Raw genomic sequence first — 26,921 nt, 5'->3', positions numbered from 1 at the left:
TTGGTCTGCTCAGTTGGTGGATGAGGTCGTGGATGAGGTCGTAGAAGAGGCCGTCGAAGCAGCGCTGCTCTCAGCGACCAGCGCCTGCACGACCTGCCGGTTCGCGCGTGCGGTCCGGCCGCGTGCGTCGGCGCGCACGGCGCCACGCAGGTCGTCCGAATCATAGAGCGCGACGTGGATGCCGACCGGCTCCGCGTCGCGGCCCTCGTTCGCCGGACGCCACAGGAAACTCAGCGTCTCGACATAGCCGCGCCCGGCAAAGTGTCGCGTCTCCGACACGTCATACTGGATGTTGGCATTCAGCAGGTAGATGGCGACTTCCTTCGGGTTGTCGCAGAACGCCTGCAGATGCACGTCCGAATGCTCGCCCGCCGTGCCGCCGAGCACGGCGCCCGTCAGATACGGATTGAACGGCGCGAGACGCTGCATCCAGTCGAGCGCGACTTCGCGCAGACGCCGCAACACGGCCGGCTGGCTGTCACCCTGAAAAAGCGACTGGTACTCGCGGATTTCTTCTTCTATCTGGTCGTTATCCGGAAGCCATTCGCCGGCGACACGCGTCTCCCCGACGACCTGCCGCGCAGCCTTGCGTTTGGCCGTCGAGTAGTCCAGCCCGTCTTCGGCGATCATTCTCGCAGCCGCCATGGCGATTTCCTCGCGCACGCGATGCGGATCGAAATGTGATTTGCGAACCATCTCACAATCATACTAGAGAATATATGACGGCCTTTCTGGCCACCCTGAGCGACGACGCGGCGCGGCTGTAACAGGGGCGTCGGTTACAATAGCGTCCCTTGCAGACGATCCTGAAAGACCGGTCCTGCGCACTCCTTTCTCTCGCAAAAGTACGCCCGCGCGGCACGACAGGCTTATGCACATCCACATCCTCGGCATCTGCGGCACGTTCATGGGCGGTCTCGCCGCGCTCGCACGCGGCGCGGGTCACAAGGTGACCGGCTGCGACGCCGGCGTCTACCCACCGATGAGCACGCAGCTCGAAGCGCTGGGCATCGATCTGATCGAAGGCTATGGCGCGGAGCAGGTTGACCTGAAGCCGGACCTTTTTGTCATCGGCAATGTCGTTTCGCGCGGCAATCCGCTAATGGAAGCGATCCTCGATCGCGGCCTGCCGTACACGTCCGGCCCGCAGTGGCTGGGTGAGCACGTGCTGAACGGCAAATGGGTGCTGGCCGTGGCCGGGACCCATGGCAAGACGACAACTTCTTCGATGCTGACGTGGCTGCTCGAAGATGCCGGTATGAACCCCGGCTTCCTGATTGGCGGTGTGCCGCTGAACTTCGGCGTGTCGGCGCGGCTGACCGATTCGAGCTTCTTCGTGATCGAAGCTGACGAATACGACACCGCGTTCTTCGACAAGCGTTCGAAGTTCGTCCACTACCGGCCGAAAACGGCGATCCTGAACAACCTCGAATTCGATCACGCGGACATCTTCCCGGATCTCGCCGCGATCGAAACGCAGTTTCACCATCTCGTTCGCACGGTGCCGGGCATCGGCCGCATTATCACGAACGGTCGTGAAGACGCGCTCGAACGTGTGCTCACGCGCGGTTGCTGGAGCGAAGTGGAGCGGTTTGGCGTCGAGGGTGGCTGGCAGGCGCTGCCCGCGGAAGATGGCGTGCCCGTCGACGAACGCTTTGCCGTGTATCACGACGGTGAGCGCGCGGGCGTCGTCGACTGGATGGTTCAGGGCGATCACAACCGGATGAACGCGATCGCCGCGATTGCCGCCGCGCGCCACGTCGGCGTGCCGCCGGCGCAGGCCGCGCATTCGCTCGCGACGTTCCGCAACGTGAAGCGGCGCATGGAAGTGCGGGGCAGCGTCGATGGCGTGACCGTCTACGACGACTTCGCGCATCATCCCACGGCGATCGAGACCACGCTCGCCGGGCTGCGCACGCGTGTTGGCCGGGAGCGCACGCGGATTCTCGCGGTGCTCGAACCGCGCTCGAACACGATGAAGCTCGGCGTCATGAAGGCGCAACTGCCGGCAAGTCTCGCCAATGCAGATCTTGTTTTCGGGTACGGCGCGCCGTCTGGCCGCGACGCGCTCGGCTGGGATCTCGCCGAAGCGCTGGCGCCGCTTGGCGACAAGGCACAGGCGTTCAACAATATTGACGCGCTGGTCAAAGCGGTTGCCGCGGCGGCGCAGCCGGGCGATCAGGTGCTGGTGATGAGTAATGGCGGCTTTGGCGGTGTGCATCAAAAGCTGCTCGACGCGTTGTCGGCGCGATCTTCGTCGGATGTGGTGGCCGAGGGCCGGCGGGGCGCAGCGTGATTCTCTATCTGCACGGTTTCCGTTCGTCGCCGAATTCGTTCAAGGCGCGCGTGATGGCGGCGCGGCTCGCCGAACTGGGCCGCAGCGACGAATGGTGCTGTCCGATGCTGCCCGTCTCGCCGCTTGAAACCGTGGCGCTGGCTGAATCGGTCGTACGGGGCGCGCAGGACGTCACCGTGATTGGCAGTTCGCTGGGTGGCTATTTCGCGACGTATCTCGCTGAAAAGCACGGCTGGCCGGCGGTGCTGCTGAATCCGGCGGTCGTGCCGCAACGTGATCTGGGCCAGTATCTCGGCGAACAGCCACTGTGGCACGGCGGAGGCAGTATCGTCGTCGAGCCGCGCCATCTGGACGAATTGCGGGCGCTCAGCGTCGCGTCGATCACACGGCCTGAACGCTATTATCTGATTGCCGCGACGGGCGACGAAGTGCTGGATTACCGGGAAATGCTTGCGCACTATCCTGGCGCAAGGACGACACTGATAGAAGGCAGTGACCACGCAATCAGCGAATTTCCCCACTATGTCGACGACGTGCTCGCATTTTGCGATGCACAGCCGCCAGCGCCGCGCGAGGCGGCATGATTTCCTGATCCGCGGGCGCTTCGGCAAAAGGAGCGTCGGCTGCGGACCACCACCACGAACATGAAGCTGGACGCGCGAGCGATTCGCGTCGGCCGGTTGAAGTCTGAACGAGAGTACTGAGTGAACGTTTTCTTTGAGGAATCGGGCAGTTTCAAGGCGGGCAGCGTGCTGTCGCGTCAGGGCGACGCGTTTCAGGTCGAATTGCCGGGCGGGCGGCGCGCGAAGGTGCGCGCGAAGGATGTCCTGATCGAATTCGAAAAGCCCGCCGCCGGCGAACTGATGCAGCAGGCCGACGCCGCCGCACAGGAAATCGACCTCGATTTCCTGTGGGAATGCGCGCCGGAAGACGAGTTCGCCTTCGCGACGCTCGCGAAGGAGTATTACGGCGAGTCGTTCGGCGCGGTCGAACGCGCGGCGCTCGTGTTGCGCATGCACGGCGCGCCGGTGTATTTCCGCCGCAAGGGTCGCGGGCAGTATCAGCGCGCGCCGCAGGAACAGCTGCAGATGGCGCTCGCCGGTCTGGAGCGCAAGCGCCAGCAGGCGCTGGTGCAGGCCGGTCTCGAGGACGAACTGAAGGCGGGGCGTCTGCCGGAATCGCTCGCGGGCAAGGCGCTGGGTCTCTTGACGAAGCCTGACAAGAACACGATCGAATATAAGGCGCTCGAAGCAGCTGCGGCGGCGCGCGGCATTTCGATGGCGCGTCTGATGCTCGACTGCGGCGGCATTCCGTCGGCGCGCGCGCTGCATGAAGCGCGCTTTCTCTCCGAGTTTTTCCCGCATGGCACCGGTTTCCCGCCGGTCACCGTCGGTGCGTTGCCGGACGATCTGCCGGAAGCCGAAGTCGAAGCCTTCTCGATCGACGACATCACCACCACCGAAATCGACGACGCATTTTCCGTCGAGCATCTGTCGGATGGCCGCGTCCGGATCGGTGTGCACATCGCGGCGCCGGCGCTCGGGATCGGGCGCGGCGATGCGGTCGATGCGATCGCTCGCGGGCGTCTGTCGACGGTCTACATGCCGGGCGACAAGATCACGATGCTGCCCGACGACGTTGTCGACGCGTTCACGCTGAAGGAAGGCGGTTTGCGTCCGGCGTTGTCGCTGTATGTGATCGTGAATCGCGAGACGCTGGATATTGTCGCGAGCGAGACGCGCGCCGAGCGCGTGTTCGTGAAGAACAACCTGCGACACAACACGCTCGATGAACTGGTGACCGAAGAATCGCTCGCCGCAGGCACGGGCGAGTATCCACACAAGGACGACATCGCGGTGTTGTGGCCGTTCGCGCAGGCGCTCTTCGAAAAGCGTCAGCAGGCGCGGGCCGGGTATGGTCTGAAGCGTGAAGTGCAGCGCAATACCGACTTCAACTTCTATGTTGAAGGCGAGCACGTGACGATCACGCCGCGCCGTCGCGGTTCACCGCTCGATACGATCGTCGCCGAACTGGCGATTCTCGCGAACTCGTCGTGGGGCGCCTTTTTGCACGACCACGGCGTGCCGGGCATCTATCGCTCGCAGCGCGCCTTTGGTGCGCCGACGGGCCCGAAGCGCACGCGTATGCAGACGTCCGCCGCGCCGCACGAAGGCCTTGGCGTCGCGCAATATGCGTGGAGCACGTCGCCGCTGCGCCGGTATGTCGATCTCGTCAATCAGTGGCAGTTGCTCGCATGCGTGCAGCACGGCGTGACGGCGAAGCTCGCAGCGCCATTCAAGCCGAAGGACGCGGATCTGTTCGCCGTCGTTCAGGGCTTCGACGACACCTATACGGCGTATGCCGATCACCAGCGCCGGATGGAGTACTTCTGGTGTCTGCGCTGGCTGCGTCAGGAAGAGAAGAAGCAGGTGGTGGCTTCGGTGGTGAAGGGCGATCTGGTGCGCCTCGACGAGATCCCGCTGCTGCTGCATGTGCCGGGACTCGGCGTGCATGCACGCGGTACGAAACTGCTGATGGAAGTGATGTCGCTGGATGAACTGACGGTGGAAGCGTCGGTGCGTCTGCTGCACGTGCTGGATGCGCCGCAGGTCACGAGCGGCACCGGCGCCGCCGAAGCGGAAGAGGTTGACGAAGCCGACGAAGGCGAAGAAGAACTGATCGACGCCGCCGACGATTCCGCCGAAAGCGAAGCCGAAGCGCAGGCCGAGGCCGATGGTTCGACTGACGCGGATGGCGAGGACAGCCTCGAAGGTGACGGCCAGGTCGCGGGCGATGCGGCATCGTCGGAACAGCACGTGACGGAACCCGGACGATGAATACCGACGTCAAATCGGGCGAGGGCACACCGCGCGATCGCTACGCGGTGATCGGCAATCCGGTCGCGCACAGCAAGTCGCCGTTCATTCACGCGCGATTCGCCGAGCAGACGGGCGAGCCTGTCGACTACACGCGCCTGCTCGCACCGGTCGATGCGTTCGTGCCGCACGTGCGTGCGTTCATCGAAGCCGGTGGTCGCGGCATGAACGTGACGGTGCCGTTCAAGCTCGAGGCGCACGCGCTTGCGGACACATTGTCGCCGCGCGCGGCTGCGGCGGGCGCGGTGAACACGCTGAGCTTTCGCGAAGACGGCATTCACGGCGACAACACCGATGGCATCGGGCTCGTGCGCGACATCGAGGTGAATCTGGGCGTCGTGCTGAAGGGCGCGCGCATCCTGCTGCTGGGCGCGGGCGGCGCGGCGCGCGGCGTCGTGCTGCCGATGCTCGATCGTTTGCCGCAGACGCTGACGATCGTGAACCGTACGTCGGCGAAGGCTGACGAACTCGTTGCGCAGTTCGCCGCGGCGGCGCGTGAAGCCGGCTGTCGTCTGACGGGTGGCGGCGCGGGGGCAATCGAACCTCATACGTACGACGTGATCGTCAACGCGACGGCAAGCAGCCTCGACGCAGCGCTTCCCGAGTGCGACGCCGCCGCATTCGGCGCGGACACGCTCGCTTACGACATGATGTACGGCGCGCAGCCGACGGTGTTCATGCGCCACGCGCAGGCACTCGGCGCGCGGGCGGCGGACGGGCTCGGCATGCTCGTCGAGCAGGCGGCCGAGTCGTTCTACATCTGGCGCGGCGTGCGACCGGACGGCGCGCCGGTGCTGGCCGCGTTGCGCGCGATGATGAAAACGCCGGCGGCCTGATTCCGGCGGAGTGCGTTTCGGTATCAATCGGACGGGGGACATCGACGATGACAGGAGCGAGGCGCGCGAGCCAGCCGGGGATTATCCGATGGGTGTTCTACGTGCTGGCGGTATTCGTGTGTGCGTGGCTTGCGACCCAGGTTTATTACTTTGCGCAGATCGCGATCTGGAACGTGGTGAATCCGCAGTCAACGGCGTTCATGCGCTCGGATGCGTGGCGTCTTTCGCAGGACCGTCCGGACCTGTCCATTCAACATACGTGGGTGCCGTACGGGCAGATTTCGCGGAATCTGAAGCGGGCGATCATTGCTTCCGAGGATGCGAACTTCGTCAATAACAACGGTTACGAGACGGACGCGATTCTTCAGGCGTGGGAGAAGAACAAGGCGCGCGGGAAGATCGTCGCGGGCGGCTCGACGATTACGCAGCAGCTGGCGCGCAATCTGTTCCTGTCGCGGGAGAAGAGTTATATCCGCAAGGGGCAGGAACTGATCATCACGTGGATGCTTGAGACGTTGATGGACAAGGAACGGATCTTTGAGATTTATCTCAACTCCGTTGAGTGGGGGAATGGGGTTTATGGCGCTGAAGCCGCTGCTCGCTATTACTACAGGACTTCGGCCATGAAGTTGTCGGGTGGGCAGTCGGCGCGGCTGGCGGTGATGCTGCCGCGGCCTAAATATTTCGACGAACATCGCGGGTCGGGGTATCTGGCCCAGCGGGCCGGGGTGATTGCCAGGCGTATGGGAGCGGCTGAACTGCCGCAGTGAGTTTTTTTTGTTGGTCTAGCCTGGTTTTTCGTTGCTCTGGGTTTGTTGGCCTTTCCTTGTTTTCATGTCGGTCTATTGGCGTCGCCCCTGTGCGGGGCGGCACCTACTTTTCTTTGTCCTTGCCAAAGAAAAGTAGGCAAAAGAAAGGCGCCGAAAAGCCTGCGCTTCCGGGCTGTGTGACACACGGGGAATGGCACCCCATGAGGTGTCGCCCCCGCATTTCACCCGGCATCGGCCCGCGCACGATCGGATCCCCCGCGCAGCACACTTCGTGACAAAGGGCTCATCCACCCGGCTCCGCGTTGCGTCGCCGAGCGGCATAACCTTCACGTCACGTCACGTCACGTCACGTCACATCACATCGCCGACGGCATAGCTTCCGCGTGGGCGCTTGCGTACGTGCCTTCCTGACCGATTCCGCCGCCGACGGCTTGCGCCGTCATTGCTGCGCCGTGCTGCGCGCGTGCGGCGCAGTGAGCTAACGCAACCATGCCGCCGTCTGGCGAATCCGTCCGCGACGCACGCAGTGCGGAGTGGGGTGGATGAGCCCTGTGTCACGAGCGGTACTGCGCGGGGGATCAGATCGTGTGCGGACCCATGCCGTGTGAAGCGCGGGGGCGACACTTCATGGGGTGCCATTCCCCGGCAGCGACACACCCCGGAACGGACGAGTTTTCGGCGCCTTTCTTTTGCCTACTTTTCTTTGGCAAGGACAAAGAAAAGTAGGTGCCGCCCCGCACAGGGGCGACGCCAATAGACCGACATGAATACAAGGAAAGGCCAACAAAAGGCTCAAGACGCGCAGGAAGAAGCGCCGGTCGGCAAGGACGCCCCGAAGAAAATCCGCTTGGGGAACAAAGAAAAGCAGGTGCAGCCCAGCACAGGGGCAACGCCAATAGACCGATATGGCTACAAGGAAAGCCCAACGAAAGTCAGAACAAGAAAAAAAACAAAACCGCGCCGCAAGAAGCAAAATCCCATTATATGACCACAACACTCACATATTGGATAACAAGAAAAACCGCCCTACAATCCAGACCAACGAGTCGCGAGAGCGGCCAAAAGCGCCAGCACTGCTGCATCGCAGCAAAAAAGCAGACGCAAAAGACAAACATCGGAGACGAGCAAACCTATGTCCGAGATACACCGGCGAGAAGAGGCGCGCGAGGCCGACGCGCCTAAACCACAGGCGCCACAAACAGCTCAGCCAGCATCCCGTTCCAACGGCGCAGCGAGCGCATCGACCCCATCGACCTCATCGGCCGCCGCGCAGACGGACTCCTTTGCCGTCCCCAGCACGCTGCTCGACGTCACGCCGCAACAGGCCGGCACGCAAACGCTCCTGCGCGGTCTCGCCATCCTCGAAGCCGCCGCCGCTGGCGTGCGCGATCTGCGCACCTTCGGCGCCGCGCTCGGCACGACCCGCAGCACCACCCACCGCCTCGTCAGCAGCCTCGTCCAGGCGCGTTATCTGCGTCAGGTTCAGGGCGGCTACCTGCTCGGTCCGAAGCTGATCGAACTCGGCACCATCGCCCTCGAACAGATGCCGCTCACGGCCGTCGCGCGTCCGCATCTGGAAGCGCTCGCCGAACAGACGCTCGACACCATCCACCTCGGCGTACGCGACGGCGACGACGTCCTCTACATCGACAAGATTCCCGGTACCCGTGGCCTCGAAATGCGTTCGCGCGTGGGTCACCGGATGCCGCTCGCGTCGACCGGTATCGGCAAGGCGATGATGCTCGACCTGCCGCCCGACGCCTGGCGCTCGCTCTTCGAAGCGTCGCGCCGCGCGCTCGCCGGTGTCAGCTTCAAACCGGACAACCGCCCGGATGCGCTGACCTTCATGCAGCGCATGACCAACTACTCGACGGGCGGCTACACGTTCGACCTCGAAGAAAACGAAGCCTCCATCCGCTGTGTCGCGGCGCCCGTACGCGATGCGTCGGGCGCGGTCGTCGCGGCGCTGTCGGTGGCGAGCACGATTCCCTATATGTCGCTTGAACGCATGGATGAACTGATCCCGGTCGTGCAGCGCGAAGCGCGCGCGATCTCGGAAGAACTGGGCTGGCGTGTGCCGCAACCGACCACGCGCAGGATCAAACGATGAGCCAGTCGAGCACCTCGACCGCGGCGCGCACCGCAAATGCGCCCGCATCGGATGCAAGCGCCGGCCATCACACCGATGTCGCCGAAGTCGCGAATCTGAACGCCGCCGCGCTGATCGCCCTCGACTGGGGCACAACGTCGCTGCGCGCCTATCTCCTCGATACAGCCGGCAATGTGCTGGCGACGTGCGCTTCGTCGGCCGGCATCATGAACCTGCCGCGTCCGGCCGTCGATGGCGGCTTCGATGCCGCGTTCGACGCCGCCTGCGGTGCCTGGCTCGACCAGTGTCCAGATCTGCCGGTCGTCGCGGCGGGCATGGTCGGCAGCGCGCAGGGCTGGACCGAAGCGCCGTACGTCGATGCGCCCGCCGACGCGGATTCGCTCGTCGCCGGCATCGTGCGCGTCAAGACCGCCCGCGGTCTCACGATCCATATCGTGCCGGGTGTCCTGCAACGCGGCGAGTTGCCGAACGTCATGCGCGGCGAAGAAACGCAGATTTTCGGCGCGCTCGCCGGAAAGACTGCTGCTTCTGGCGAAGCAGGCAAAGCGAACGGCGCGATCGACGCAGGCGAACTGATCGGCCTGCCCGGCACGCACGCGAAATGGGCCGTCGTGCGCGGCGGTCGTATCGAACGCTTTCACACCTTCATGACGGGTGAAGTATTCGCCGCGCTGCGCGACCACACGATCCTCGGCCGCACGATGACCGCGCCGGAATCGCCCGACACCGAGGCATTTCTGCGCGGCGTCAGCGTCGCGCGCAACAGCGGCACCGCCGGCGTACTCGCGACGATCTTCAGCACGCGCACGCTCGGCCTGACCGGACAACTCGCATCGATCGAACAGCCCGACTATCTGTCGGGTCTCCTGATCGGCCACGAACTCGCCGGTCTCGAAGCGGTACTCATGCAGCAGCAGAATTCGCTCGCCGGCAAGTCGCTACTGCTCATCGGCAACGAGGCGCTGTGCGAACGCTACCGGCTCGCACTCGCGCAATTCGGCTGCACCCAGGCCACACTCGTGCAGCACGCAACGGAACATGGTCTGTGGCGCATCGCGACGCAGGCAGGCCTCGTCGCTGCCGCCGGAACGAAGGCCAGCACCGGCACGACCACCCGCTCTGCCGGCTGACGACCGCCCACGAACGCACAAGGAATCGACATGCAACCTCACATCAACCTGCCCGCACCGTACATGCCGCATGCGAGGCTGATCGCCGCATTCGAGGCGTGTCCGTTGATCGCGATCATGCGCGGCATCACGCCCGTCGATGCCGCCGACCACGGCCGCGCACTGTACGAAGCGGGTTTCCGCATTGTCGAAGTGCCGCTGAATTCGCCACAGCCGTTCGACAGTATCGCTGCGATCCGTCAGGCACTGCCGGCCGACGCCATCGTCGGCGCGGGCACCGTGCTGCATCCGAGCTTCGTCAACGACGTGAAAGCGGCCGGCGGCGAACTGATCGTGATGCCGCATAGCGATTCCGAAGTTGTCATCGCCGCCAAGGCGCTGGGCCTGGCCTGCTCGCCGGGCGTCGCGACGCCGAACGAAGCGTTCCTTGCGCTGAAGAATGGCGCCGACGTACTCAAGATGTTCCCGGCCGAACAGCTCGGTGCGCACGTCGTAAAGGCGTGGCGCGCGGTGATCGCGGCTGAAGTGCCGCTCGTGCCGGTCGGCGGTATCACGCCGGACAACATGGGTCCGTTCCTCACGGCGGGCGCGAACGGCTTCGGTCTGGGTTCCGCGCTGTACAAGCCAGGTCAGAGCGCGGCGGTCACGGCATCGCACGCGAAGGCGTACGTCAACGGCCTGCGCATCGCGAAGGCAGGTGCACAGAAATGAACCGTCTGGCCGACAAGGTCGCATTGATCACCGGCGCCGGTCGTGGCATCGGTGCGGCGATCGCACATGCCTTCGTGCGCGAAGGCGCGGCCGTCGTGCTGGCTGAGCTGGATATCGAAACGGCGCAGCACACTGCCCGCGAAATCGAAGCGCAATACGGCCTGCAGCCCGGCGCGAAAGTGCTGGCGGTGCAAACCGATGTGACGCAACCGGCGTCGGTGCAACACGCCGTGAGCGAAGCGGAAAAGGCATTCGGACCGCTCAACGTGCTCATCAACAATGCGGGTATCAACGTATTCTGCGACCCGCTAACGATGACCGATGATGACTGGCGCCGTTGTTTCGCGGTCGATCTCGACGGCGTGTGGAACGGTTGTCGCGCCGTGTTGCCGGGCATGGTCGAACGTGGCGCCGGCAGCATCGTGAACATTGCGTCGACACATGCATTCAAGATCATTCCGGGTTGCTTTCCGTACCCCGTTGCGAAACACGGCGTGCTGGGTCTGACGCGCGCGCTCGGCATCGAATACGCGCCGCGCAACGTGCGGGTGAACGCGATTGCGCCGGGTTACGTCGAGACGCAGTTGACGCGCGACTGGTGGGACGGTCAGCCGGACCCGGCTGCAGCGCAAAAGGCAACCCTGGATCTGCAGCCGATGAAGCGTATCGGCCGCCCGGAAGAAGTGGCGATGACAGCAGTCTTTCTCGCATCGGATGAAGCGCCGTTCATCAATGCGAGCTGTATCACGGTCGATGGCGGGCGCTCGGCGCTGTATCACGACTAGCACTGGCAAAAAGGCAGGGCAGGAACACGGTTTTCAGTCGGGCGACGCACTGGCCGCGTGTGTCGCGACAACCGGCAAAAGAAGACGCGGCCAACCACCTTCTCGTTACCAATCAGTCAGGAGACACGCATTATGAAACGTAGAATTTTCCTCACGCTGGCAGCTGCAGCGGCGGGTGTGCTCTTCAGCGCGACGGCCGCTCAGGCAGCCGATCCGGTGAAGATCGGTTTTCTGGTGAAGCAGCCGGAAGAACCGTGGTTCCAGGACGAGTGGAAGTTCGCGGAAATCGCCGCTAAGGAGAAAGGTTTCACGCTGGTGAAGATCGGTGCACCGTCGGGCGAAAAGGTGATGAGCGCGATCGACAACCTCTCGGCACAAAAGGCGCAAGGCTTCATCATCTGCACGCCGGACGTGAAGCTCGGACCGGGCATCGTCGCGAAGGCGAAGGCTGACGGCCTGAAGATGATGACGGTCGATGACCGCCTCGTCGACGGCGCAGGCAAGCCGATCGACGCCGTGCCGCACATGGGCATCTCGGCGTACAACATCGGCAAGCAGGTCGGCGACGGTCTGGCTGCGGAAATCAAGAAGCGCGGCTGGAACATGGCTGAAGTCGGCGCCATCGACGTGACCTACGAACAGCTGCCGACCGCACACGACCGCACGACGGGCGCAACCGATGCACTGGTTGCTGCAGGCTTCCCGAAGGCAAACGTGATCGCAGCGCCGCAGGCGAAGACCGACACGGAAAACGCCTTCAACGCAGCAAACATCGCACTCACGAAGAACCCGCAGTTCAAGCACTGGATTGCCTACGCGCTGAACGACGAAGGCGTGCTCGGCGCAGTGCGCGCAGCAGAAGGCCGCGGCTTCAAGGCGGACAGCATGATCGGTATCGGTATCGGCGGCTCGGAATCGGCATTGAACGAGTTCAAGAAGCCGAACCCGACGGGCTTCTTCGGCACCGTGATCATCAGCCCGAAGCGCCACGGCGAAGAAACGTCGACGCTGATGTACACGTGGATCACGCAAGGCAAGGAACCGCCGCTGTTGACGCTGACGAGCGGCATGCTCGCCACGCGTGACAACGTCGGTGAAGTGCGTGAAAAGATGGGTCTCGCATCGAAGTAAGCAATAGCAGGCGGTAAGCGGCCGGGCGCCGGATGCATGACGCATCCAGTTGCCTGGCCGGGCATCAGATGGCGCCCGGCGAACACGACGTGTCGACGGGTGCCCACAAAACAGGGATGACAGGGCTTTTCGCGTGAACGTGACGTCTGATTGCGTGTGCGCGCGAGACGTCCGCAATGTGAGGGGAAGCGAAGTGTCAGCGACGCTGCGTTTTGACAATATCGGCAAGGTGTTTCCAGGCGTGCGCGCGCTCGATGGGGTGTCCTTCGAGGTGAACGTCGGCCAGGTGCACGGCCTGATGGGCGAGAACGGCGCGGGGAAATCGACCCTGCTCAAGATTCTCGGTGGTGAGTATCAACCGGATTCCGGCCACATCCTGATCGACGGCAACGACGTGCACTTTTCGAGCGCGGCCGCATCGATCGGCGCGGGCATCGCGGTGATTCACCAGGAACTGCAATATGTGCCCGATCTGACCGTCGCAGAAAATCTGCTGCTTGGCCAGTTGCCGAATTCGCTCGGCTGGGTGAACAAGCGCGAAGCGAAACGCTTCGTGCGCGAGCGGCTCGCCGCGATGGGCGTCGATCTCGACCCGAACGCGAAGCTGGGCAAGCTGTCGATCGCGCAACGGCAGATGGTCGAAATCTGCAAGGCGCTGATGCGCAATGCGCGCGTCATTGCGCTGGACGAACCGACGAGTTCGCTGTCGCACCGCGAAACCGAAGTGCTGTTCAAACTCGTGCGCGATCTGCGCGCCGACAACCGCGCGCTGATCTACATCTCGCACCGCATGGACGAGATCTATCAGCTGTGCGACGCCTGCACGATTTTCCGTGACGGCCGCAAGGTCGCCTCACATCCGACGCTCGAAGGCGTCAGCCGCGACACGCTCGTGAGCGAGATGGTCGGTCGCGAAATCTCGGACATCTGGAATTACAAGCCGCGCCCGCTCGGCGAAGTGCGCTTTGCGGCGAAGGCAATCGAAAGTCACGCGCTCAAAGAGCCGGCGAACTTCGAGGTGCGCCGCGGCGAGATCGTCGGTTTCTTCGGTCTTGTGGGTGCGGGCCGCAGCGAACTGATGCACCTCGTCTACGGCGCGGATCACAAGAAGGCCGGTGAGATCATGCTCGACGGCAAGACGATCAGGATTCGCAGCGCGGGTGAAGCGATCAGGCATGGCATCGTGCTGTGCCCGGAAGACCGCAAGGAAGAAGGCATCGTCGCGATGGCGACCGTATCGGAGAACATCAACATCAGCTGCCGCCGGCACTATCTGCGCGCGGGGTTGTTCCTCGATCGCAGGAAAGAAGCCGAGACGGCTGACCGCTTCATCAAGCTGCTGAAGATCAAGACGCCGAGCCGTCGGCAGAAGATCCGTTTCCTGTCGGGCGGCAACCAGCAGAAGACGATCCTGTCGCGCTGGCTGGCCGAACCGGACCTGAAAGTGGTGATTCTCGACGAACCGACGCGCGGGATCGACGTCGGCGCGAAGCACGAGATCTATAACGTGATCTATCAGCTTGCCGAGCGCGGCTGCGCGATCGTGATGATTTCGTCGGAACTGCCGGAAGTGCTGGGCGTGTCCGACCGCATCGTCGTGATGCGACAGGGCCGGATCTCCGGCGAGCTGAAGCGCGGCGAAGCAACCGAACAGACCGTCCTGAGCCTTGCACTGCCGCAAAGCTCGACAGAACCCGCCGCGCAGGCGGCCTGAATTTCACCGGACACGATCGCCTGTCACGATCGCTTCATTACCTGTCCGACAACCCGTGGGGAACGGGAGGAGTTATCAAATGCAAGCCAGAGAAAACCTCGCGCAACAGGCCGCGAAGAGCGCCGCCGATGCGTTGATTCCGCAAGCCAGCGACAAGCAGAAGTGGTGGCAACACGTCACCGAATACAGCCTGATCGTGATTTTCGTGGTGATGTTCCTGACGATGTCGCTGACCGTCGACCACTTCTTCTCGATCGACAACATGCTCGGCCTCGCGCTGTCGATTTCGCAGATTGGCATGGTCGCGTGCACGATGATGTTCTGTCTCGCGTCGCGTGACTTCGACCTTTCGGTCGGCTCGATCGTCGCGTTCGCCGGCGTGCTCTGCGCGATGGTGCTGAACGCAACCGGCAACACGTTCATCGCGATCATCGCAGCGGTCGCGGCTGGCGGCGTGATCGGCTTCGTAAACGGCGCGGTCATCGCGTACCTGCGCATCAATGCGCTGATCACGACGCTCGCGACGATGGAAATCGTCCGTGGCCTCGGCTTCATCGTGTCGCACGGTCAGGCGGTGGGTGTCTCGTCGGATTCGTTTATCGCGCTGGGCGGCCTGTCGTTCTTCGGCGTATCGCTGCCGATCTGGGTGACGCTCCTGTGCTTTATCGTGTTCGGCGTGATGCTGAACCAGACCGTCTACGGCCGTAACACGCTGGCTATCGGTGGCAATCCGGAAGCGTCGCGTCTCGCCGGTATCAATGTGGAACGCACGCGCGTCTACATCTTCCTGATCCAGGGCGCAGTGACGGCGCTGGCAGGTGTGATTCTCGCGTCGCGTATTACGTCCGGTCAGCCGAATGCGGCTGAAGGCTTCGAGCTGAACGTGATTTCGGCGTGCGTGCTGGGCGGCGTGTCGCTGCTGGGCGGCCGCGCGACGATCTCGGGTGTCGTGATCGGCGTGCTCATCATGGGCACGGTCGAAAACGTGATGAACCTGCTCAACATCGACGCGTTCTACCAGTACCTCGTGCGTGGCGCGATCCTGCTCGCCGCCGTGCTGCTGGACCAGCTCAAGAACCGCGGTTCGCGTGATTAATGTTTGCTTTTGAGAAGGAATCGAACGATGTCGTCTCCGGCCAATGCGAATGAACGTCAGGCGGATAGCAGGTACGCGCGCTATCCGAGTCTTACCGACCGCACGGTGTTGATCACCGGCGGCGCAACCGGGATCGGCGCATCGTTCGTCGAACACTTCGCGGCGCAGGGTGCGCGCGTCGCGTTCTTCGATATCGATGCGAGCGCCGGTGAAGCACACGCCGACGAACTCGGCGACTCGCGTCACAAGCCGCTGTTTTTGCCATGCGATCTGACGGATATCGATGCGCTGCGCAAGGCCATTGCCGACGTGCGCGCGGAGCTCGGCCCGATCACCGTGCTCGTCAACAACGCGGCGAACGACAAGCGTCACCAGATCGCGGAAGTCACGCCCGGGTTTTTCGACGCGGGCATCGCGGTCAACATCCGTCACCAGTTTTTCGCGGCGCAGGCCGTGGTCGACGACATGAAGGCGGCGGGCGGCGGCTCGATCATCAATCTCGGCTCGATCAGCTGGATGCTGAAAAACGGTGGTTATCCCGTGTACGTAACGTCGAAAGCGGCGGTGCAGGGGCTCACGCGCGGTCTCGCGCGCGACCTCGGGCCGTTCAATATTCGCGTCAATACGCTGGTGCCGGGCTGGGTGATGACTGAAAAGCAGAAGCGCCTGTGGCTCGACGATGCTGGCCGCGAAGCGATCAAGCAAGGCCAGTGCATCGACAGCGAACTGCTGCCTGAAGATCTGGCACGCATGGCGCTCTTCCTCGCCGCCGATGACAGCCGCATGATGACCGCGCAGGACGTGGTCGTCGACGGAGGCTGGGCATGAGCGTGGCGGTGCGCGAACAGCAGGCTGCGCTTCTCGTCGACGCAAAATGCAAGCTCGGCGAAGGCGCGACGTGGTGCGCACGCAGCGGACGCCTTTACTGGACGGACATCGAAGGCGCGCGTCTGTGGCGCTACGACCCGCGCGACGGCCGCAGCACGTTCTGGCCGATGCCCGAGCGGCTCGCCACGTTCGCGCTGTGCGCCGATCCGCATTACCTGCTCCTTGGTCTTGCGTCGCACCTCGCATTCTTCGATCTCGCTACCGGTGAGACTCAGCGGATCGTCGACGTCGAGCCGGGTTTGAATACGCGCGTCAACGACGGCCGATGCGACCGTCAGGGGCGTTTTGTATTCGGAACGAAAGACGAGGCGTCGCCGGTGAAGACGGTCGGCGGCTTCTATCGCCTGAATCATGATCTGACGCTTGAACGTTTGCCATTGCCATCGCCGGCAATTGCGAACAGTATTGCGTTCAGCCCGGACGGCGCGACGATGTATTACTGCGATTCGCCGACCCGCACGATCCGCACCTGTGCATACGGCAGCGACGGCCGCATTTCCGGTGACCGCGTTTTCACGACGCTCACAGATGCGACCGGCGAACCCGACGGCTCGACCGTCGATCGCGACGGCGGCCTGTGGAACGCGCAGTGGGGTGGCTCGCGCGTCGTGCGATATGGCGCTGACGGTGTCGAAACGGCGCGCGTGACGGTGCCGACCGCGCAACCGAGTTGCGTCGCGCTGGGCGGGGCGCAACTGGGCACGCTGTACATCACGAGCGCGCGCGTGGATCTCGACGCAGCGGCGCTTGTCAAAGACACGCGCGCAGGTGGCGTTTTTATCGCGACGCCTGATGCGCGCGGCCTGCCGGAACCGCTTTTTCAGGGTGTGCCGGCGCGGCGATGATGAGGGCTTTGTGTCGATCGTTTCAGGTAATAACGAAGGGCAGTACACATTGATTGATCAGGCAGCATGCAGTACGACGCCATAGAGGCGACCGGCTTGCCGAGTCGCCCGCAGCAGAACTTCCCGTCGATGACGACGGCAATGTTTGACGCCTCTCCAGGAGACTGACATGACTGTCACGAATTCCGTTGGCTCGTCTTCATCGCAGTCGCGCCGCGCGAGACTCGCCACGGCTGCCAACCCCGTGCTGCCCGGACCGAGTACTTCGGCCGTCGCAACTGGCACGACGGTCGCGGGCGATATCGCGTCCGTCACCCTTTCCAACGCACAACTCCGGCTCGACGTCGCGCCGCTGCTCGGCGGCGGCGTTACGCGTTTCGACTATCGCAGCGACGGCGGCCTCGTGCCGATTTTCCGTCGCTGCCGTCACGTCGCCTGCGATACCGATCCGAACGAACTCGCGTGCTATCCGCTGCTGCCGTATTCAAACCGGATCGGCGGCGGACAATTCAGTTTTTCCGGGCGCTCGATCGATGTGCCGCTCAATCGCGACGGCGAATCGCTGCCGATTCACGGCGATGGCTGGCTCGCGCCGTGGCAGGTCGCGGACACCGATCATCAGAGCGTGCGTCTGACGCTCGATCGCAGTCGTGGCAAGCCATACGCCTATCGCGCGATGCAGATGTACACGCTCGACGGCCCGACGCTGATCGTGACGCTTGAGATTGAGAACTCGGGGCGTGAAGCGCTGCCGTTCGGCCTCGGGATTCATCCGTTTCTGCCGCGCGATACAGGCACGGAGCTGTCGGCAGCGGCTGGCGGCCTGTGGCTCGCCGACGACGACTGGCTGCCGATGCGGCACGTGCCGGCACCGCCGGCGTGGCAGTTCGGCGTCGCGTATCCGCTGCCCGAGACGATCGTGAACCATGCGTTCACCGGCTGGAGTGGACGCACGGCGGTTGTGTGGCCGAAGCGGCGTCTGTCGCTCACCATAGCCGCCGATACTGACTACTACGTGCTGTACACGCCGCCGTCGAAAGATTTCTTCTGCTTCGAGCCGGTCGATCATCCGATCAACGCGATGAACCTGCCGGGCGGCGCCGCGGCGAATGGCATGACGGTGCTTGCGCGCGGCGAGCGTCTGACGCGACAGTTTACATTCACGGTCGAGCGGACAGGCATGCGGTCGACGGCCGGTGCGCGGGGGCATGGAAAGCAGTAATTCCGGGTTTGCTGGCGGTGTCGGGGCGACGACCGGCTGGCGATTTACGCCGCGTTACGTGGCGTTACGTAGGGATGTCGTGGTGATCGCCGGGCGATGACGGTGCGCCGGCGGGAACGCGCGACGCCACTTGTGCGACCGTCCGGCCCGGAACATGCGCTGCCGGTTAAAATACGCGCCTCATCCGTCAATGGCTCGTCGCGAGTTTTCACCATGTCCTCATTCATCCAGACACTCAACGACGCGTGGCAGCGCACGAACTCGCTGCTGTGCGTCGGCCTCGACCCCGAGCCCACGAAGTTTCCCGGCGCGCTCGCGAACCGGCCCGATGCCATTTTCGAATTCTGCCGCGCCATCGTCGACGCGACCGCGCCGTACGCGTCATCGTTCAAGCCGCAGATCGCGTACTTCGCCGCCCATCGCGCCGAAGACCAGCTGGAACAACTGATCGCACACATTCACGAGCATCATCCAGCGCTGCCGGTGATTCTCGACGCGAAACGCGGCGATATCGGCAGCACCGCCGGGCAATACGCGCGCGAAGCCTTCGAACGCTATCGCGCGGATGCTGTAACGGTGAATCCGTACATGGGCTTCGATTCGATCGAGCCGTATCTCGAACACAAAGGCAAGGGCGTGATCGTGCTGTGCCGCACGTCGAATGCGGGTGGCTCGGATCTGCAGTTTCTGGAGACGGGCGGGCGTCCGCTGTACCAGGTCGTTGCGAGCCTGGCGGCGGAGAAATGGAACGCGAGCGGCCAGCTCGGCCTTGTGGTCGGCGCGACGTTCCCGAAGGAAATCGAAGTGGTGCGCGGGATCGTCGGCGACATGCCGCTGCTGATTCCCGGCATCGGCGCCCAGGGCGGCGACGTCGAGGCGACGGTGCGCGCGGGTCGCACGGCCGCGAACACCGGGATGCTGATCAACTCGTCACGCGCGATCATCTATGCGGGCAAGGGTGACGATTTCGCTGAAGCTGCGGCTAAGGCGGCGCGGGAGACGCGGGACCGGATTAATCAGTATCGGTGAGAGGGTTAGCTATCCAACGCGAGCGTCGGGTCCGAGCCGTGCGATGACGTCCCGATGCGCCGGATATGCCTCCAGCAGCACGTCCACGCTGGCCAGTTCGAATTCGCTGAATTCGAACCCCGGCGCCACCGTGCAACCGACCAGCGCGTAACCCGCCGGATCGGCGCATTCCGCCGCAAACCACTGCCCAGCCGGCACAACCATCTGAAATACGGCATCCGGATGCGTGAGCGCATTGCCGAGCCGGTGCGACGTCAGGTGCCCGGCTTCGTCGAGCACGTGAACGTACATCGGCTCACCGGCATAAAAATGCCAGACTTCGTCGGACTTGATCCGGTGCCATGCCGAATGGGCACCATCAGCGAGCAGATAGTAGATTGCGGTCGACGCTGATCGCGTCTCGTCCGAACCCTGCCTCGCGACCCCCGCTTTCGAGCGATACGTCTCGCGGAAAAACCCGCCTTCAGGATGAGGCTGAAGCCCGAAACGGCGGATCAGTTCGTCTTTATCGGTAGCGGGAGGCGTCATCTGGATCGTGTGGGTCGTATCGTTTGTGGAGAAAAGAAAGGCTAACGTTCCTGCTCATCGAGCAGCAGGAGCACACCACGCAATGCGTGCGCAGCCGCCTGCACGCGGATCCTGTCGCGGTCACCCTTGAACACGACCGTCTCGACCTTCGTATGCAGGCGGTTCGTCCAGCTGAACGAGACCATCCCGACTGGTTTCGTTTCCGTGCCGCCGCCAGGCCCCGCGACCCCGGTGATTGCCAGCGACACCTGCGCGCGACTATTGCGCAACGCGCCTTCCGCCATCGCGCGTGCGACGGGTTCACTCACCGCGCCGTGCTTGTCGATCAGGTCGGCGGGCACGCCGATCATTTCGCTCTTCGCCTGGTTGGAATATGTGACAAAGCCCCGTTCGAACCAGCCGCTGCTGCCGGAGATGTCCGTCATGGCTGTCGCGACCATGCCGCCTGTGCAGGATTCGGCCGTCGCGAGCATCAGCCGTTCGTCGCGCAAACGGTTGCCCACGCGGATCGCAAGTTGATGGACGACGGAATCGGTAGCCATACGTGTGTCCGGTAACGTGCGTCGGTCAGACCGACATGCGCCACAGCGCGATCACGAGCAGCGTGAAGAACGCAGCGACGAGGTCATCGAACATGATGCCGAAACCACCTTTCAGTTTGCGATCGAAATAGCGGATGGGCGGCGGCTTCACCATGTCGAAAAAGCGGAACACGATGAACGCCCACAACTGCCCGGTGAACGTGACCGGCGTGACCATCAGCAGCACGAGCCAGAACGCGACGATCTCGTCCCACACAACGGGCGACGGATCTTCAATGCCAAGCCGTTTTGCGGTGAAACCCGTAATGCCGATGCCGGCGAAAAAGCCGACCGCGATCAGGATGCCCCACTCGATCACAGTCAGATAGTGATTGAACGCCGCGAACGACGCCCACGCGAACAGCGTGCCGAACGTGCCCGGTGCAATCGGCGACAGTCCGCTGCCGAAGCCCAGCGAGATCAGATGCAAGGGATGCGACAGCATGAAGCGTGCAGTCGCGCGGCGCGGCCGGGGGGCGCGCGGATCGGGAGTGGGCGTGAGGTCGTCGACGGGGCCGAGCGGCGGTTCAGTCTGCATGGAAATGATCGAAGCCTTGCAACGTCAAAGTGAGCGGCGTACCCGCTGCGTCGTGCCACGTGATCGCAGGTTCGCCGGTCCGGAGAGCGCTTATTGTACCGATGCGCGTCACGGGCACATCAACGGTTTTACCCGCAGCTTCAATTGCAGTGCGCGCGGACCGCGGTGCGGTGAAGCACAGTTCGTAGTCGTCGCCGCCGGCAAGCGTGCAGCGGCGCTGCGCGTCGGCGGTTAGCCGGCGAAGCGCGGCTGAGCGCGGCACAGCGTCGATGTCGACGCTCGCGTTCACGCGCGAGCGCTCGAGGATGTGCAGCAGATCGCCCGCGAGCCCGTCCGATATGTCGAGCGCAGCCCGCGCGTGGCCGCGCAGCGCGAGGCCGAGCGCGACGCGCGGTTCCGGGCGCTCAAGCGCCCGGCGAAATGCCGCGGCGTCATCGTTTTCAACTGACCATTCGCCACGCGATACGCCGAGCCCGGCACGCGCGTCGCCGAGCGTTCCGGAGATCCAGATGTCGTCGCCGGGCTGCGCCGCGTCGCGGCGCAGCGCGTGCTGGTGCGGCACTTCGCCAAACACCGTGATGCAGATGTTGAGCGGTCCGCTCGTCGTGTCGCCGCCGACCAGTTCGCAGTCGAAGCGCTCCGCGAGCTCGAACATGCCTTCGCTGAACGCGCTGAGCCAGCTTTCGCGCGCTTCGGGCAACGCGAGCGCCAGCGTGAACGCCTGCGGTTTCGCCCCCATCGCGGCGAGATCGGACAGGTTGACGGCCAGCGCCTTGTGACCTAGCGCGTGAGGATCGACGTCAGGAAGAAAGTGGCGACCTTCGACCAGCATATCCGTCGAAATCGCCAGCATCTCGCCGGCGCGCGGCAAGAGCAGCGCGCAGTCGTCACCGATGCCGAGCGGTGCACGTGGCGTGGCGCGCGCGCGGCGCGCAAAAAAACGGTCGATCAGCGAAAACTCGGAAAGCATGGCGTAAATCCGAAAAGCGGGAACGTGCCCTGAAGTCCATCTGCGAACGCGAAGCGCGGTTTCGAAGCTCGACGATCGCGACGGCAGAATGGGAGCCGAAGGCCTTTGAAGCGCGACGGGAATGCATGGATTGTACGGTCCGGTTTTCCGCCCGGCGACTCGGCCGTCCGGCTGGTAAAACCCGGCCAGACGGCCGATAGCGAATCGTTTGCTGCACCGCACAGCGGGCGTTTGCGCTGTTTCAGTCGCGGCAGTTGTACCCTTTTTGAAGGAAACGGCTTTGGGATTGGCGCTACAATGCGTCGAACTTCTATTCTAATCTGCACTTCCAAGCCCGCCTTATGTCGACTCCCGCCAATACCAAACTTCGCGAAGCTGCCCTCGATTACCACGAGTTCCCGACTCCCGGGAAGATCGCGATCGCACCGACCAAACAGATGATCAACCAGCGCGACCTCGCGCTGGCGTACTCGCCCGGCGTTGCCTTCGCGTGCGAGGAGATCGTCGAGAATCCGCTGAACGCGGCGCGGTTCACGGCGCGCAGCAACCTCGTCGGCGTGGTGACGAACGGCACCGCGGTGCTCGGTCTCGGCAACATCGGGCCGCTCGCGTCGAAGCCGGTGATGGAAGGCAAGGCCGTGCTGTTCAAGAAGTTCGCCGGCATCGACGTGTTCGACATCGAACTTAACGAGTCCGACCCGCACAAGCTCGTCGAGGTGATCTGCGCGCTCGAACCGACGTTCGGCGGCATCAACCTCGAAGACATCAAGGCGCCGGACTGCTTTATCGTCGAGCGCGAATGCCGCAAGCGCATGAAGATTCCGGTGTTCCACGATGACCAGCACGGTACGGCGATCGTCGTCGCGGCGGCCGTCACGAACGGGCTGAAGGTCGTCGGCAAGGACATTTCGAAGGTGAAGCTGGTGGCGTCAGGCGCGGGCGCAGCGTCGCTGGCGTGTCTGGATCTGCTCGTCGATCTCGGCCTGCCGCTCGAAAACATTCTCGTGACCGATCTTGCCGGCGTGGTCTATAAGGGTCGCGTCGAACTGATGGATCCGGACAAGGAACGCTTTGCGCGCGAAACCAGCGCGCGCACGCTGGGTGAGGCGATTGACGGCGCGGACATTTTCCTGGGGCTTTCGGCCGGTGGCGTGCTGAAGCAGGACATGGTCAAACGCATGGGCGACAAGCCGCTGATTCTCGCGCTTGCCAACCCGACGCCGGAAATCCTGCCGGAACTCGCGCTCGAAGTGCGTCCGGACGCCGTGCTCTGCACGGGCCGCACCGATTACCCGAATCAGGTCAACAACGTCCTGTGCTTCCCGTTCATCTTCCGCGGCGCGCTCGATGCGGGCGCGACGACGGTCACGCGTGAAATGGAAATCGCCGCGGTGAATGCGATTGCCGAACTCGCGCGCCAGGAGCAGAGCGACATCGTCGCCACGGCCTATGGTATTCAGGATCTGTCGTTTGGTCCGGAGTACCTCATTCCGAAGCCGTTCGATCCGCGCCTGATCGTCAAGATCGCGCCGGCAGTGGCGAAGGCGGCGATGGATTCGGGCGTCGCGACCCGTCCGATCGAGGACATGGACGCGTACGAACAGCATCTGCAGCAGTTCGTCTATCACAGCGGCACGACGATGAAGCCGATCTTCCAGCTCGCGCGCAGCGTCGAGCCGGAGAAGAAGCGCATCGTGTTCGCGGAAGGCGAAGAAGAGCGCGTGCTGCGCGCGCTCCAGATCGTCGTCGATGAAAAGCTGGCGAAGCCGATCCTGATTGGCCGTCCGGCGGTGATCGAGCAGCGTATCGCGCGCTACGGCCTGCGCCTCGTTGCTGGCCAGGATTACACGGTCGTCAACAACGACCACGACGTGCGCTTTCGCGACTTCTGGCAAACCTATTACAAGATGATGGTGCGTAAGGGCATCAGCGAGCAGATGGCGAAGCTCGAAATGCGCCGTCGCACGACGCTGATCGGCTCGATGCTGGTGAAGAAGGGCGAGGCCGACGGCATGATCTGCGGCACGATCAGCACGACGCACCGCCATCTGCACTTCATCGATCAGGTGATCGGCAAGCGTGAAGGCTGCAGCGTCTACGCCGCGATGAACGCGCTGGTGCTGCCGGGCCGGCAGATTTTCATCGTCGATACGCACGTGAACGTCGATCCGACGCCCGAGCAGCTCGCCGAGATCACGGTCATGGCCGCTGAGGAAGTGCGTCGTTTCGGCATCGAGCCGAAAATCGCGTTGGTGTCGCATTCGAACTTCGGCACGAGCCACGCGCCGAGCGCCCAGAAGATGCGCGACGTGCTGGCGCTGGTGCGGGAGCGCGCGCCCGACCTGCAGATCGACGGCGAAATGCACGGCGACGTCGCGCTCGACGCGAACCTGCGTCGCGAAGTGCTGCCCGAGTCGACCCTTGAGGGCGACGCGAACCTGTTGATCCTGCCGAATATCGACGCCGCCAACATCTCGTACAACCTGCTCAAGACGGCTGCCGGCAACAACATCGCGATTGGCCCGATGCTGCTGGGTGCGGCGCAGCCGGTCCACGTGCTGACCGCTTCGGCGACGGTGCGACGGATCGTCAACATGACGGCGTTGCTGGTCGCTGATGTGATCGCTTCCCGGTAATTTTTGCCGCATGAAACGGCGCGTCCGCGATGGTCGCGCCGTGCCGTGTCCTGCGGTCCGGGCAAGCCGACCGGCTGTGCCCTCGAACGAACTGGCGTCAAGCCCGCGCCATTTCCGTTCGATGTCCTCGCCGGTCGCGCCCTGATTGTTCCGGATTCGAGCCAGGATTAATTTGGCTGCGGCAAAAGCCGCCGGAAGGCGCGCCAGTGGGGCGTTTGCGCTTCAGTGGAGCCTTCGGCTGGTCGATCGCGCATTGATTCCACGGACCATTAGAGATACCCTTACACCTTTCATGGTCGTCGAACTCGTGATCTAACAGCGGGAATTCTGGTTCATGGCGCGCAAGTGGCTCCGCAACGGCGTGCTCTCAGCCGCCCTGATCGTCGTCAGCCTGTGCGGGAGTGTCGTTTCTGGCGCCTTCGCGCGCGATACCCCGACGCCGTCCACCGATCAGGCGCAGGGCACTATCGCGGTGGCGCAATTGCCGCGGGAAGCAGTCAATACTTTGAACTTGATTGCAGCAGGCGGGCCTTACCCGTATGAGAAGGACGGCATCGTATTCGGCAATCGCGAGCGGTTGCTGTCGCCGCACAAACGCGGTTATTACCACGAATACACCGTCCCCACGCCTCGCGCCCGCAATCGGGGCGCGCGTCGCATTGTCTGCGGTGGTCCGCTACAGCAAACCGACAACTGTTATTACTCCGACGACCACTACACGAGTTTTAAACGTATTGTTGAATGACATCGGGATGAACAGCATGAGCGACAACGTCTACGCGCACGACTCGGCAGTCGCGACGGATCTTTTCGCGGCCGGTAACGGCAATCTGTTCCAGCGCGTCATGCAGATGCGCAGCGCCGGCCCCGGCCAGGATACCCAGAGCGAAGCCAGCACTGTGCTTTCATCGAACGAGGGCCCCATGAGTCTTTTCAAGACCGTACGACCGAACATCGTACAGTCGATCCGCGCGTTTCGCGTGCAGGATCTTGCTGACGAGGCGAACCAGCTCGAGCAGCATTTTCTCTACGCCTGTTGCGGCAACGCGCAAAGCAAGCAGGAAGTGATGGAAACGATTGCGACGTCGTTCATGTTTCCCAAGCACTTCGGCAAGAATTACGACGCGCTGTACGATTGCCTGACCGATCTGGTCGCGAAGGCCGGTCCGCAACCTGGCTTCGTGATCGTGCTCGAAGCGCTGCCGGTGGCACAAAAATTCGATAAGGAAGGCCGCGAAACGCTGCTCGATGTGTTCCGCGAAGCCGCCGAGTTCTGGGCCGAGCGCAAGGTGGCGTTCCGCGTGTTTTACTCGTTCGCGTGACGTCGTCGCGGCGGCTTGAGTCGCCGTCCGTCCGTTGAGGATATAAAGACAAAGCCCGCCATCTGGCGGGCTTTGTCTTTTGTGCCGCGATATCTTCGCGTATCGATTCGGCATCAGGAAACGGACACCCTGAACAAAAGGCCGCGCGGAACAACGATTTACCAGCCGCCCCAGCGCGCGGCCAGCGCAGCCAGCATGGCGATGCCAGCGGTTTCCGTGCGCAGCACGCGCGGCCCGAGCCCGACCGGCGTGAAGCCCTGATTCGTCGCCGCCGTCTCTTCATCGGCTGACAATCCGCCCTCCGGTCCGATCAACACCGTGACGCGACCCCGCGGCGGCTCAACCGGCAGCGCGGAAAACGCGATGCTGCCGCGCGGCGAAAGCAGCAGTCGCAGTTCGCCTTCCGCAGGCGCGTCCGATAACGTCCCGAGCCACGCGCCGAACTCGCTCACGGGCACGACGTCGGGTAGACGATTACGTCCACATTGCTCGCACGACGCGCGAACGACGCCTTGCCAGTGCACATTCCGTCGTTGCGCCCGCTCGCCGGAAAGGCGCACGACGCTGCGTGTGGTGGTCAGCGGTATGAAACCCGATGCGCCCAGTTCGACAGCCTTTTCGATCAGCCAGTCCATCTTGTCGCCGCCGGCGATGCCTTGCGCGAGCGTCAGCTGATAGGGCGGCTCGAGGTCGATATCACGGAAGTCGGCAATTTCGACCGTGGCAGCGCGACGTTCCACGTCGACGAGGCCGGCGCTGTATTCGCCGCCTTCGCCGTTGAAAAGCGCGATCGAGTCGCCTGTCTGCAGGCGCAGAACCTGGACATGGCGAACGACGTCGTCCGGAAGTTGCACGACGTTGCCGGATTGAAGCGGCATGTCGACGAAAAAACGGGGCATCAGGGCAA

The 26,921-nt window shown here is 63.5% G+C and carries 26 protein-coding genes; 20 read left to right on the top strand and 6 right to left on the bottom strand.

What is annotated here, in order from left to right; genetic code table 11:
- Window positions 1-9: 9 nt before the first annotated feature.
- Window positions 10-696: a UDP-N-acetylmuramate--alanine ligase gene (locus P3T21_RS08635; protein WP_429255502.1), complete on the bottom strand. Its 687-nt coding sequence runs from the start codon at window positions 694-696 to the stop codon at window positions 10-12.
- A gap of 175 nt (window positions 697-871) precedes the next feature.
- On the opposite strand from P3T21_RS08635, the gene mpl reads away from it, so the two are divergent.
- The 17 genes from mpl (at window position 872) to pyrF (ending at window position 19,439) form a co-directional block, all read left to right on the top strand.
- Window positions 872-2,296 (top strand): UDP-N-acetylmuramate:L-alanyl-gamma-D-glutamyl-meso-diaminopimelate ligase, encoded by a 1,425-nt coding sequence (mpl, locus tag P3T21_RS08630; protein ID WP_429255501.1) that lies wholly within the window; start codon window positions 872-874, stop codon window positions 2,294-2,296.
- The gene (locus tag P3T21_RS08625; RefSeq protein ID WP_429255500.1) at window positions 2,293-2,880 is read left to right on the top strand and encodes a YqiA/YcfP family alpha/beta fold hydrolase; all 588 of its coding nucleotides are present in this window, start codon (window positions 2,293-2,295) and stop codon (window positions 2,878-2,880) included. The genes mpl and P3T21_RS08625 overlap by 4 nt, the downstream gene beginning before the upstream one ends.
- 120 nt (window positions 2,881-3,000) lie before the next feature.
- Window positions 3,001-5,133: a ribonuclease catalytic domain-containing protein gene (locus tag P3T21_RS08620; RefSeq protein ID WP_429255499.1), complete on the top strand. Its 2,133-nt coding sequence runs from the start codon at window positions 3,001-3,003 to the stop codon at window positions 5,131-5,133.
- Window positions 5,130-6,008 carry a shikimate dehydrogenase gene (gene aroE, locus P3T21_RS08615; protein ID WP_429255498.1) on the top strand — a complete coding sequence of 293 codons (879 nt, stop codon included), beginning with the start codon at window positions 5,130-5,132 and terminating at the stop codon, window positions 6,006-6,008. The genes P3T21_RS08620 and aroE overlap by 4 nt, the downstream gene beginning before the upstream one ends.
- A 47-nt stretch (window positions 6,009-6,055) precedes the next feature.
- Complete coding sequence (mtgA, locus tag P3T21_RS08610; RefSeq protein WP_429255497.1) at window positions 6,056-6,778, top strand: monofunctional biosynthetic peptidoglycan transglycosylase; 723 nt, start codon at window positions 6,056-6,058, stop codon at window positions 6,776-6,778.
- Window positions 6,779-7,541: 763 nt separating this feature from the next.
- Window positions 7,542-7,766 carry a hypothetical protein gene (locus P3T21_RS08605; protein ID WP_429255496.1) on the top strand — a complete coding sequence of 75 codons (225 nt, stop codon included), beginning with the start codon at window positions 7,542-7,544 and terminating at the stop codon, window positions 7,764-7,766.
- A gap of 144 nt (window positions 7,767-7,910) precedes the next feature.
- Window positions 7,911-8,888 (top strand): IclR family transcriptional regulator, encoded by a 978-nt coding sequence (locus P3T21_RS08600; RefSeq protein WP_429255495.1) that lies wholly within the window; start codon window positions 7,911-7,913, stop codon window positions 8,886-8,888.
- Window positions 8,885-10,018 (top strand): 2-dehydro-3-deoxygalactonokinase, encoded by a 1,134-nt coding sequence (locus P3T21_RS08595; RefSeq protein WP_429255494.1) that lies wholly within the window; start codon window positions 8,885-8,887, stop codon window positions 10,016-10,018. The genes P3T21_RS08600 and P3T21_RS08595 overlap by 4 nt, the downstream gene beginning before the upstream one ends.
- A 30-nt stretch (window positions 10,019-10,048) precedes the next feature.
- The gene (locus P3T21_RS08590) at window positions 10,049-10,729 is read left to right on the top strand and encodes a 2-dehydro-3-deoxy-6-phosphogalactonate aldolase (protein WP_429255493.1); all 681 of its coding nucleotides are present in this window, start codon (window positions 10,049-10,051) and stop codon (window positions 10,727-10,729) included.
- Window positions 10,726-11,514 (top strand): SDR family oxidoreductase, encoded by a 789-nt coding sequence (locus P3T21_RS08585; RefSeq protein WP_429255492.1) that lies wholly within the window; start codon window positions 10,726-10,728, stop codon window positions 11,512-11,514. The genes P3T21_RS08590 and P3T21_RS08585 overlap by 4 nt, the downstream gene beginning before the upstream one ends.
- A gap of 132 nt (window positions 11,515-11,646) precedes the next feature.
- Window positions 11,647-12,645: an arabinose ABC transporter substrate-binding protein gene (locus tag P3T21_RS08580; RefSeq protein ID WP_429255491.1), complete on the top strand. Its 999-nt coding sequence runs from the start codon at window positions 11,647-11,649 to the stop codon at window positions 12,643-12,645.
- 193 nt (window positions 12,646-12,838) lie between these two features.
- Window positions 12,839-14,359, top strand: coding sequence for an L-arabinose ABC transporter ATP-binding protein AraG (araG, locus tag P3T21_RS08575; protein ID WP_429255490.1), 1,521 nt, complete (start codon window positions 12,839-12,841; stop codon window positions 14,357-14,359).
- A gap of 79 nt (window positions 14,360-14,438) precedes the next feature.
- Window positions 14,439-15,455, top strand: coding sequence for an L-arabinose ABC transporter permease AraH (gene araH / locus P3T21_RS08570; protein ID WP_429255489.1), 1,017 nt, complete (start codon window positions 14,439-14,441; stop codon window positions 15,453-15,455).
- Window positions 15,456-15,482: 27 nt separating this feature from the next.
- Window positions 15,483-16,283 (top strand): SDR family NAD(P)-dependent oxidoreductase, encoded by an 801-nt coding sequence (locus P3T21_RS08565; protein ID WP_429255488.1) that lies wholly within the window; start codon window positions 15,483-15,485, stop codon window positions 16,281-16,283.
- On the top strand, window positions 16,280-17,188 hold the full coding sequence (locus tag P3T21_RS08560; protein WP_429255487.1) for an SMP-30/gluconolactonase/LRE family protein: 909 nt from the start codon (window positions 16,280-16,282) through the stop codon (window positions 17,186-17,188). Before P3T21_RS08565 ends, P3T21_RS08560 begins: the two co-directional genes overlap by 4 nt.
- A gap of 169 nt (window positions 17,189-17,357) precedes the next feature.
- Entirely contained in the window at window positions 17,358-18,410 is a 1,053-nt protein-coding gene (locus P3T21_RS08555; protein ID WP_429255486.1) for an aldose 1-epimerase, read from the top strand.
- Between the two features lie 213 nt (window positions 18,411-18,623).
- Window positions 18,624-19,439, top strand: a complete 816-nt coding sequence (gene pyrF, locus P3T21_RS08550) for an orotidine-5'-phosphate decarboxylase (protein ID WP_429255485.1) — start codon at window positions 18,624-18,626, stop codon at window positions 19,437-19,439.
- A gap of 9 nt (window positions 19,440-19,448) precedes the next feature.
- On the opposite strand, the gene P3T21_RS08545 is transcribed toward pyrF, so the two are convergent.
- Genes P3T21_RS08545 through thiL form a run of 4 tightly spaced genes read right to left on the bottom strand, consistent with a single transcriptional unit; the run spans window position 19,449 to window position 22,056 of the window.
- Window positions 19,449-19,967 carry a cupin domain-containing protein gene (locus tag P3T21_RS08545; RefSeq protein WP_429255484.1) on the bottom strand — a complete coding sequence of 173 codons (519 nt, stop codon included), beginning with the start codon at window positions 19,965-19,967 and terminating at the stop codon, window positions 19,449-19,451.
- 41 nt (window positions 19,968-20,008) lie between these two features.
- A complete protein-coding gene (locus P3T21_RS08540) occupies window positions 20,009-20,509 on the bottom strand; it encodes a CinA family protein (protein ID WP_429255483.1) in 501 nt (166 codons plus the stop codon).
- Between the two features lie 25 nt (window positions 20,510-20,534).
- Entirely contained in the window at window positions 20,535-21,086 is a 552-nt protein-coding gene (locus P3T21_RS08535; RefSeq protein ID WP_429255482.1) for a phosphatidylglycerophosphatase A family protein, read from the bottom strand.
- Entirely contained in the window at window positions 21,076-22,056 is a 981-nt protein-coding gene (gene thiL / locus P3T21_RS08530; RefSeq protein ID WP_429255481.1) for a thiamine-phosphate kinase, read from the bottom strand. Before thiL ends, P3T21_RS08535 begins: the two co-directional genes overlap by 11 nt.
- Window positions 22,057-22,397: 341 nt before the next feature.
- On the opposite strand from thiL, the gene P3T21_RS08525 reads away from it, so the two are divergent.
- The 3 genes from P3T21_RS08525 (at window position 22,398) to P3T21_RS08515 (ending at window position 26,014) form a co-directional block, all read left to right on the top strand.
- Window positions 22,398-24,692 carry an NADP-dependent malic enzyme gene (locus tag P3T21_RS08525; protein WP_429255480.1) on the top strand — a complete coding sequence of 765 codons (2,295 nt, stop codon included), beginning with the start codon at window positions 22,398-22,400 and terminating at the stop codon, window positions 24,690-24,692.
- A 334-nt stretch (window positions 24,693-25,026) separates the two neighbouring features.
- Window positions 25,027-25,437, top strand: coding sequence for a ribonuclease (locus P3T21_RS08520; protein ID WP_429255479.1), 411 nt, complete (start codon window positions 25,027-25,029; stop codon window positions 25,435-25,437).
- A gap of 7 nt (window positions 25,438-25,444) precedes the next feature.
- Complete coding sequence (locus tag P3T21_RS08515; protein ID WP_429255478.1) at window positions 25,445-26,014, top strand: barstar family protein; 570 nt, start codon at window positions 25,445-25,447, stop codon at window positions 26,012-26,014.
- Window positions 26,015-26,172: 158 nt separating this feature from the next.
- Here the strand turns inward: P3T21_RS08515 and P3T21_RS08510 are convergent, their stop codons facing one another.
- Complete coding sequence (locus tag P3T21_RS08510) at window positions 26,173-26,913, bottom strand: 16S rRNA (uracil(1498)-N(3))-methyltransferase (protein ID WP_429255477.1); 741 nt, start codon at window positions 26,911-26,913, stop codon at window positions 26,173-26,175.
- Between the last annotated feature and the right edge of the window lie 8 nt (window positions 26,914-26,921).

Origin of the sequence: Paraburkholderia sp. GAS334, assembly GCF_050436625.1 — a bacterium.
Classification (GTDB): Bacteria; Pseudomonadota; Gammaproteobacteria; order Burkholderiales; family Burkholderiaceae; genus Paraburkholderia.
The sequence above is the reverse complement of the archived record's forward strand: the minus strand, read 5'-3'. Positions and strand labels throughout refer to the sequence as shown.

Excerpts from the sequence above, each read along its gene's own strand:
- P3T21_RS08635 (WP_429255502.1), bottom strand. The coding sequence starts at position 696 with ATGGTTCGCAAATCACATTTCGATCCGCATCGCGTGCGCGAGGAAATC.
- mpl (WP_429255501.1), top strand. The coding sequence starts at position 872 with ATGCACATCCACATCCTCGGCATCTGCGGCACGTTCATGGGCGGTCTC.
- aroE (WP_429255498.1), top strand. The coding sequence starts at position 5,130 with ATGAATACCGACGTCAAATCGGGCGAGGGCACACCGCGCGATCGCTAC.
- mtgA (WP_429255497.1), top strand. The coding sequence starts at position 6,056 with ATGACAGGAGCGAGGCGCGCGAGCCAGCCGGGGATTATCCGATGGGTG.
- P3T21_RS08605 (WP_429255496.1), top strand. The coding sequence starts at position 7,542 with ATGAATACAAGGAAAGGCCAACAAAAGGCTCAAGACGCGCAGGAAGAA.
- P3T21_RS08600 (WP_429255495.1), top strand. The coding sequence starts at position 7,911 with ATGTCCGAGATACACCGGCGAGAAGAGGCGCGCGAGGCCGACGCGCCT.
- P3T21_RS08595 (WP_429255494.1), top strand. The coding sequence starts at position 8,885 with ATGAGCCAGTCGAGCACCTCGACCGCGGCGCGCACCGCAAATGCGCCC.
- P3T21_RS08590 (WP_429255493.1), top strand. The coding sequence starts at position 10,049 with ATGCAACCTCACATCAACCTGCCCGCACCGTACATGCCGCATGCGAGG.
- P3T21_RS08585 (WP_429255492.1), top strand. The coding sequence starts at position 10,726 with ATGAACCGTCTGGCCGACAAGGTCGCATTGATCACCGGCGCCGGTCGT.
- P3T21_RS08580 (WP_429255491.1), top strand. The coding sequence starts at position 11,647 with ATGAAACGTAGAATTTTCCTCACGCTGGCAGCTGCAGCGGCGGGTGTG.
- araH (WP_429255489.1), top strand. The coding sequence starts at position 14,439 with ATGCAAGCCAGAGAAAACCTCGCGCAACAGGCCGCGAAGAGCGCCGCC.
- P3T21_RS08565 (WP_429255488.1), top strand. The coding sequence starts at position 15,483 with ATGTCGTCTCCGGCCAATGCGAATGAACGTCAGGCGGATAGCAGGTAC.
- P3T21_RS08560 (WP_429255487.1), top strand. The coding sequence starts at position 16,280 with ATGAGCGTGGCGGTGCGCGAACAGCAGGCTGCGCTTCTCGTCGACGCA.
- P3T21_RS08555 (WP_429255486.1), top strand. The coding sequence starts at position 17,358 with ATGACTGTCACGAATTCCGTTGGCTCGTCTTCATCGCAGTCGCGCCGC.
- pyrF (WP_429255485.1), top strand. The coding sequence starts at position 18,624 with ATGTCCTCATTCATCCAGACACTCAACGACGCGTGGCAGCGCACGAAC.
- P3T21_RS08545 (WP_429255484.1), bottom strand. The coding sequence starts at position 19,967 with ATGACGCCTCCCGCTACCGATAAAGACGAACTGATCCGCCGTTTCGGG.
- P3T21_RS08540 (WP_429255483.1), bottom strand. The coding sequence starts at position 20,509 with ATGGCTACCGATTCCGTCGTCCATCAACTTGCGATCCGCGTGGGCAAC.
- P3T21_RS08535 (WP_429255482.1), bottom strand. The coding sequence starts at position 21,086 with ATGCAGACTGAACCGCCGCTCGGCCCCGTCGACGACCTCACGCCCACT.
- thiL (WP_429255481.1), bottom strand. The coding sequence starts at position 22,056 with ATGCTTTCCGAGTTTTCGCTGATCGACCGTTTTTTTGCGCGCCGCGCG.
- P3T21_RS08525 (WP_429255480.1), top strand. The coding sequence starts at position 22,398 with ATGTCGACTCCCGCCAATACCAAACTTCGCGAAGCTGCCCTCGATTAC.
- P3T21_RS08520 (WP_429255479.1), top strand. The coding sequence starts at position 25,027 with ATGGCGCGCAAGTGGCTCCGCAACGGCGTGCTCTCAGCCGCCCTGATC.
- P3T21_RS08515 (WP_429255478.1), top strand. The coding sequence starts at position 25,445 with ATGAACAGCATGAGCGACAACGTCTACGCGCACGACTCGGCAGTCGCG.
- P3T21_RS08510 (WP_429255477.1), bottom strand. The coding sequence starts at position 26,913 with ATGCCCCGTTTTTTCGTCGACATGCCGCTTCAATCCGGCAACGTCGTG.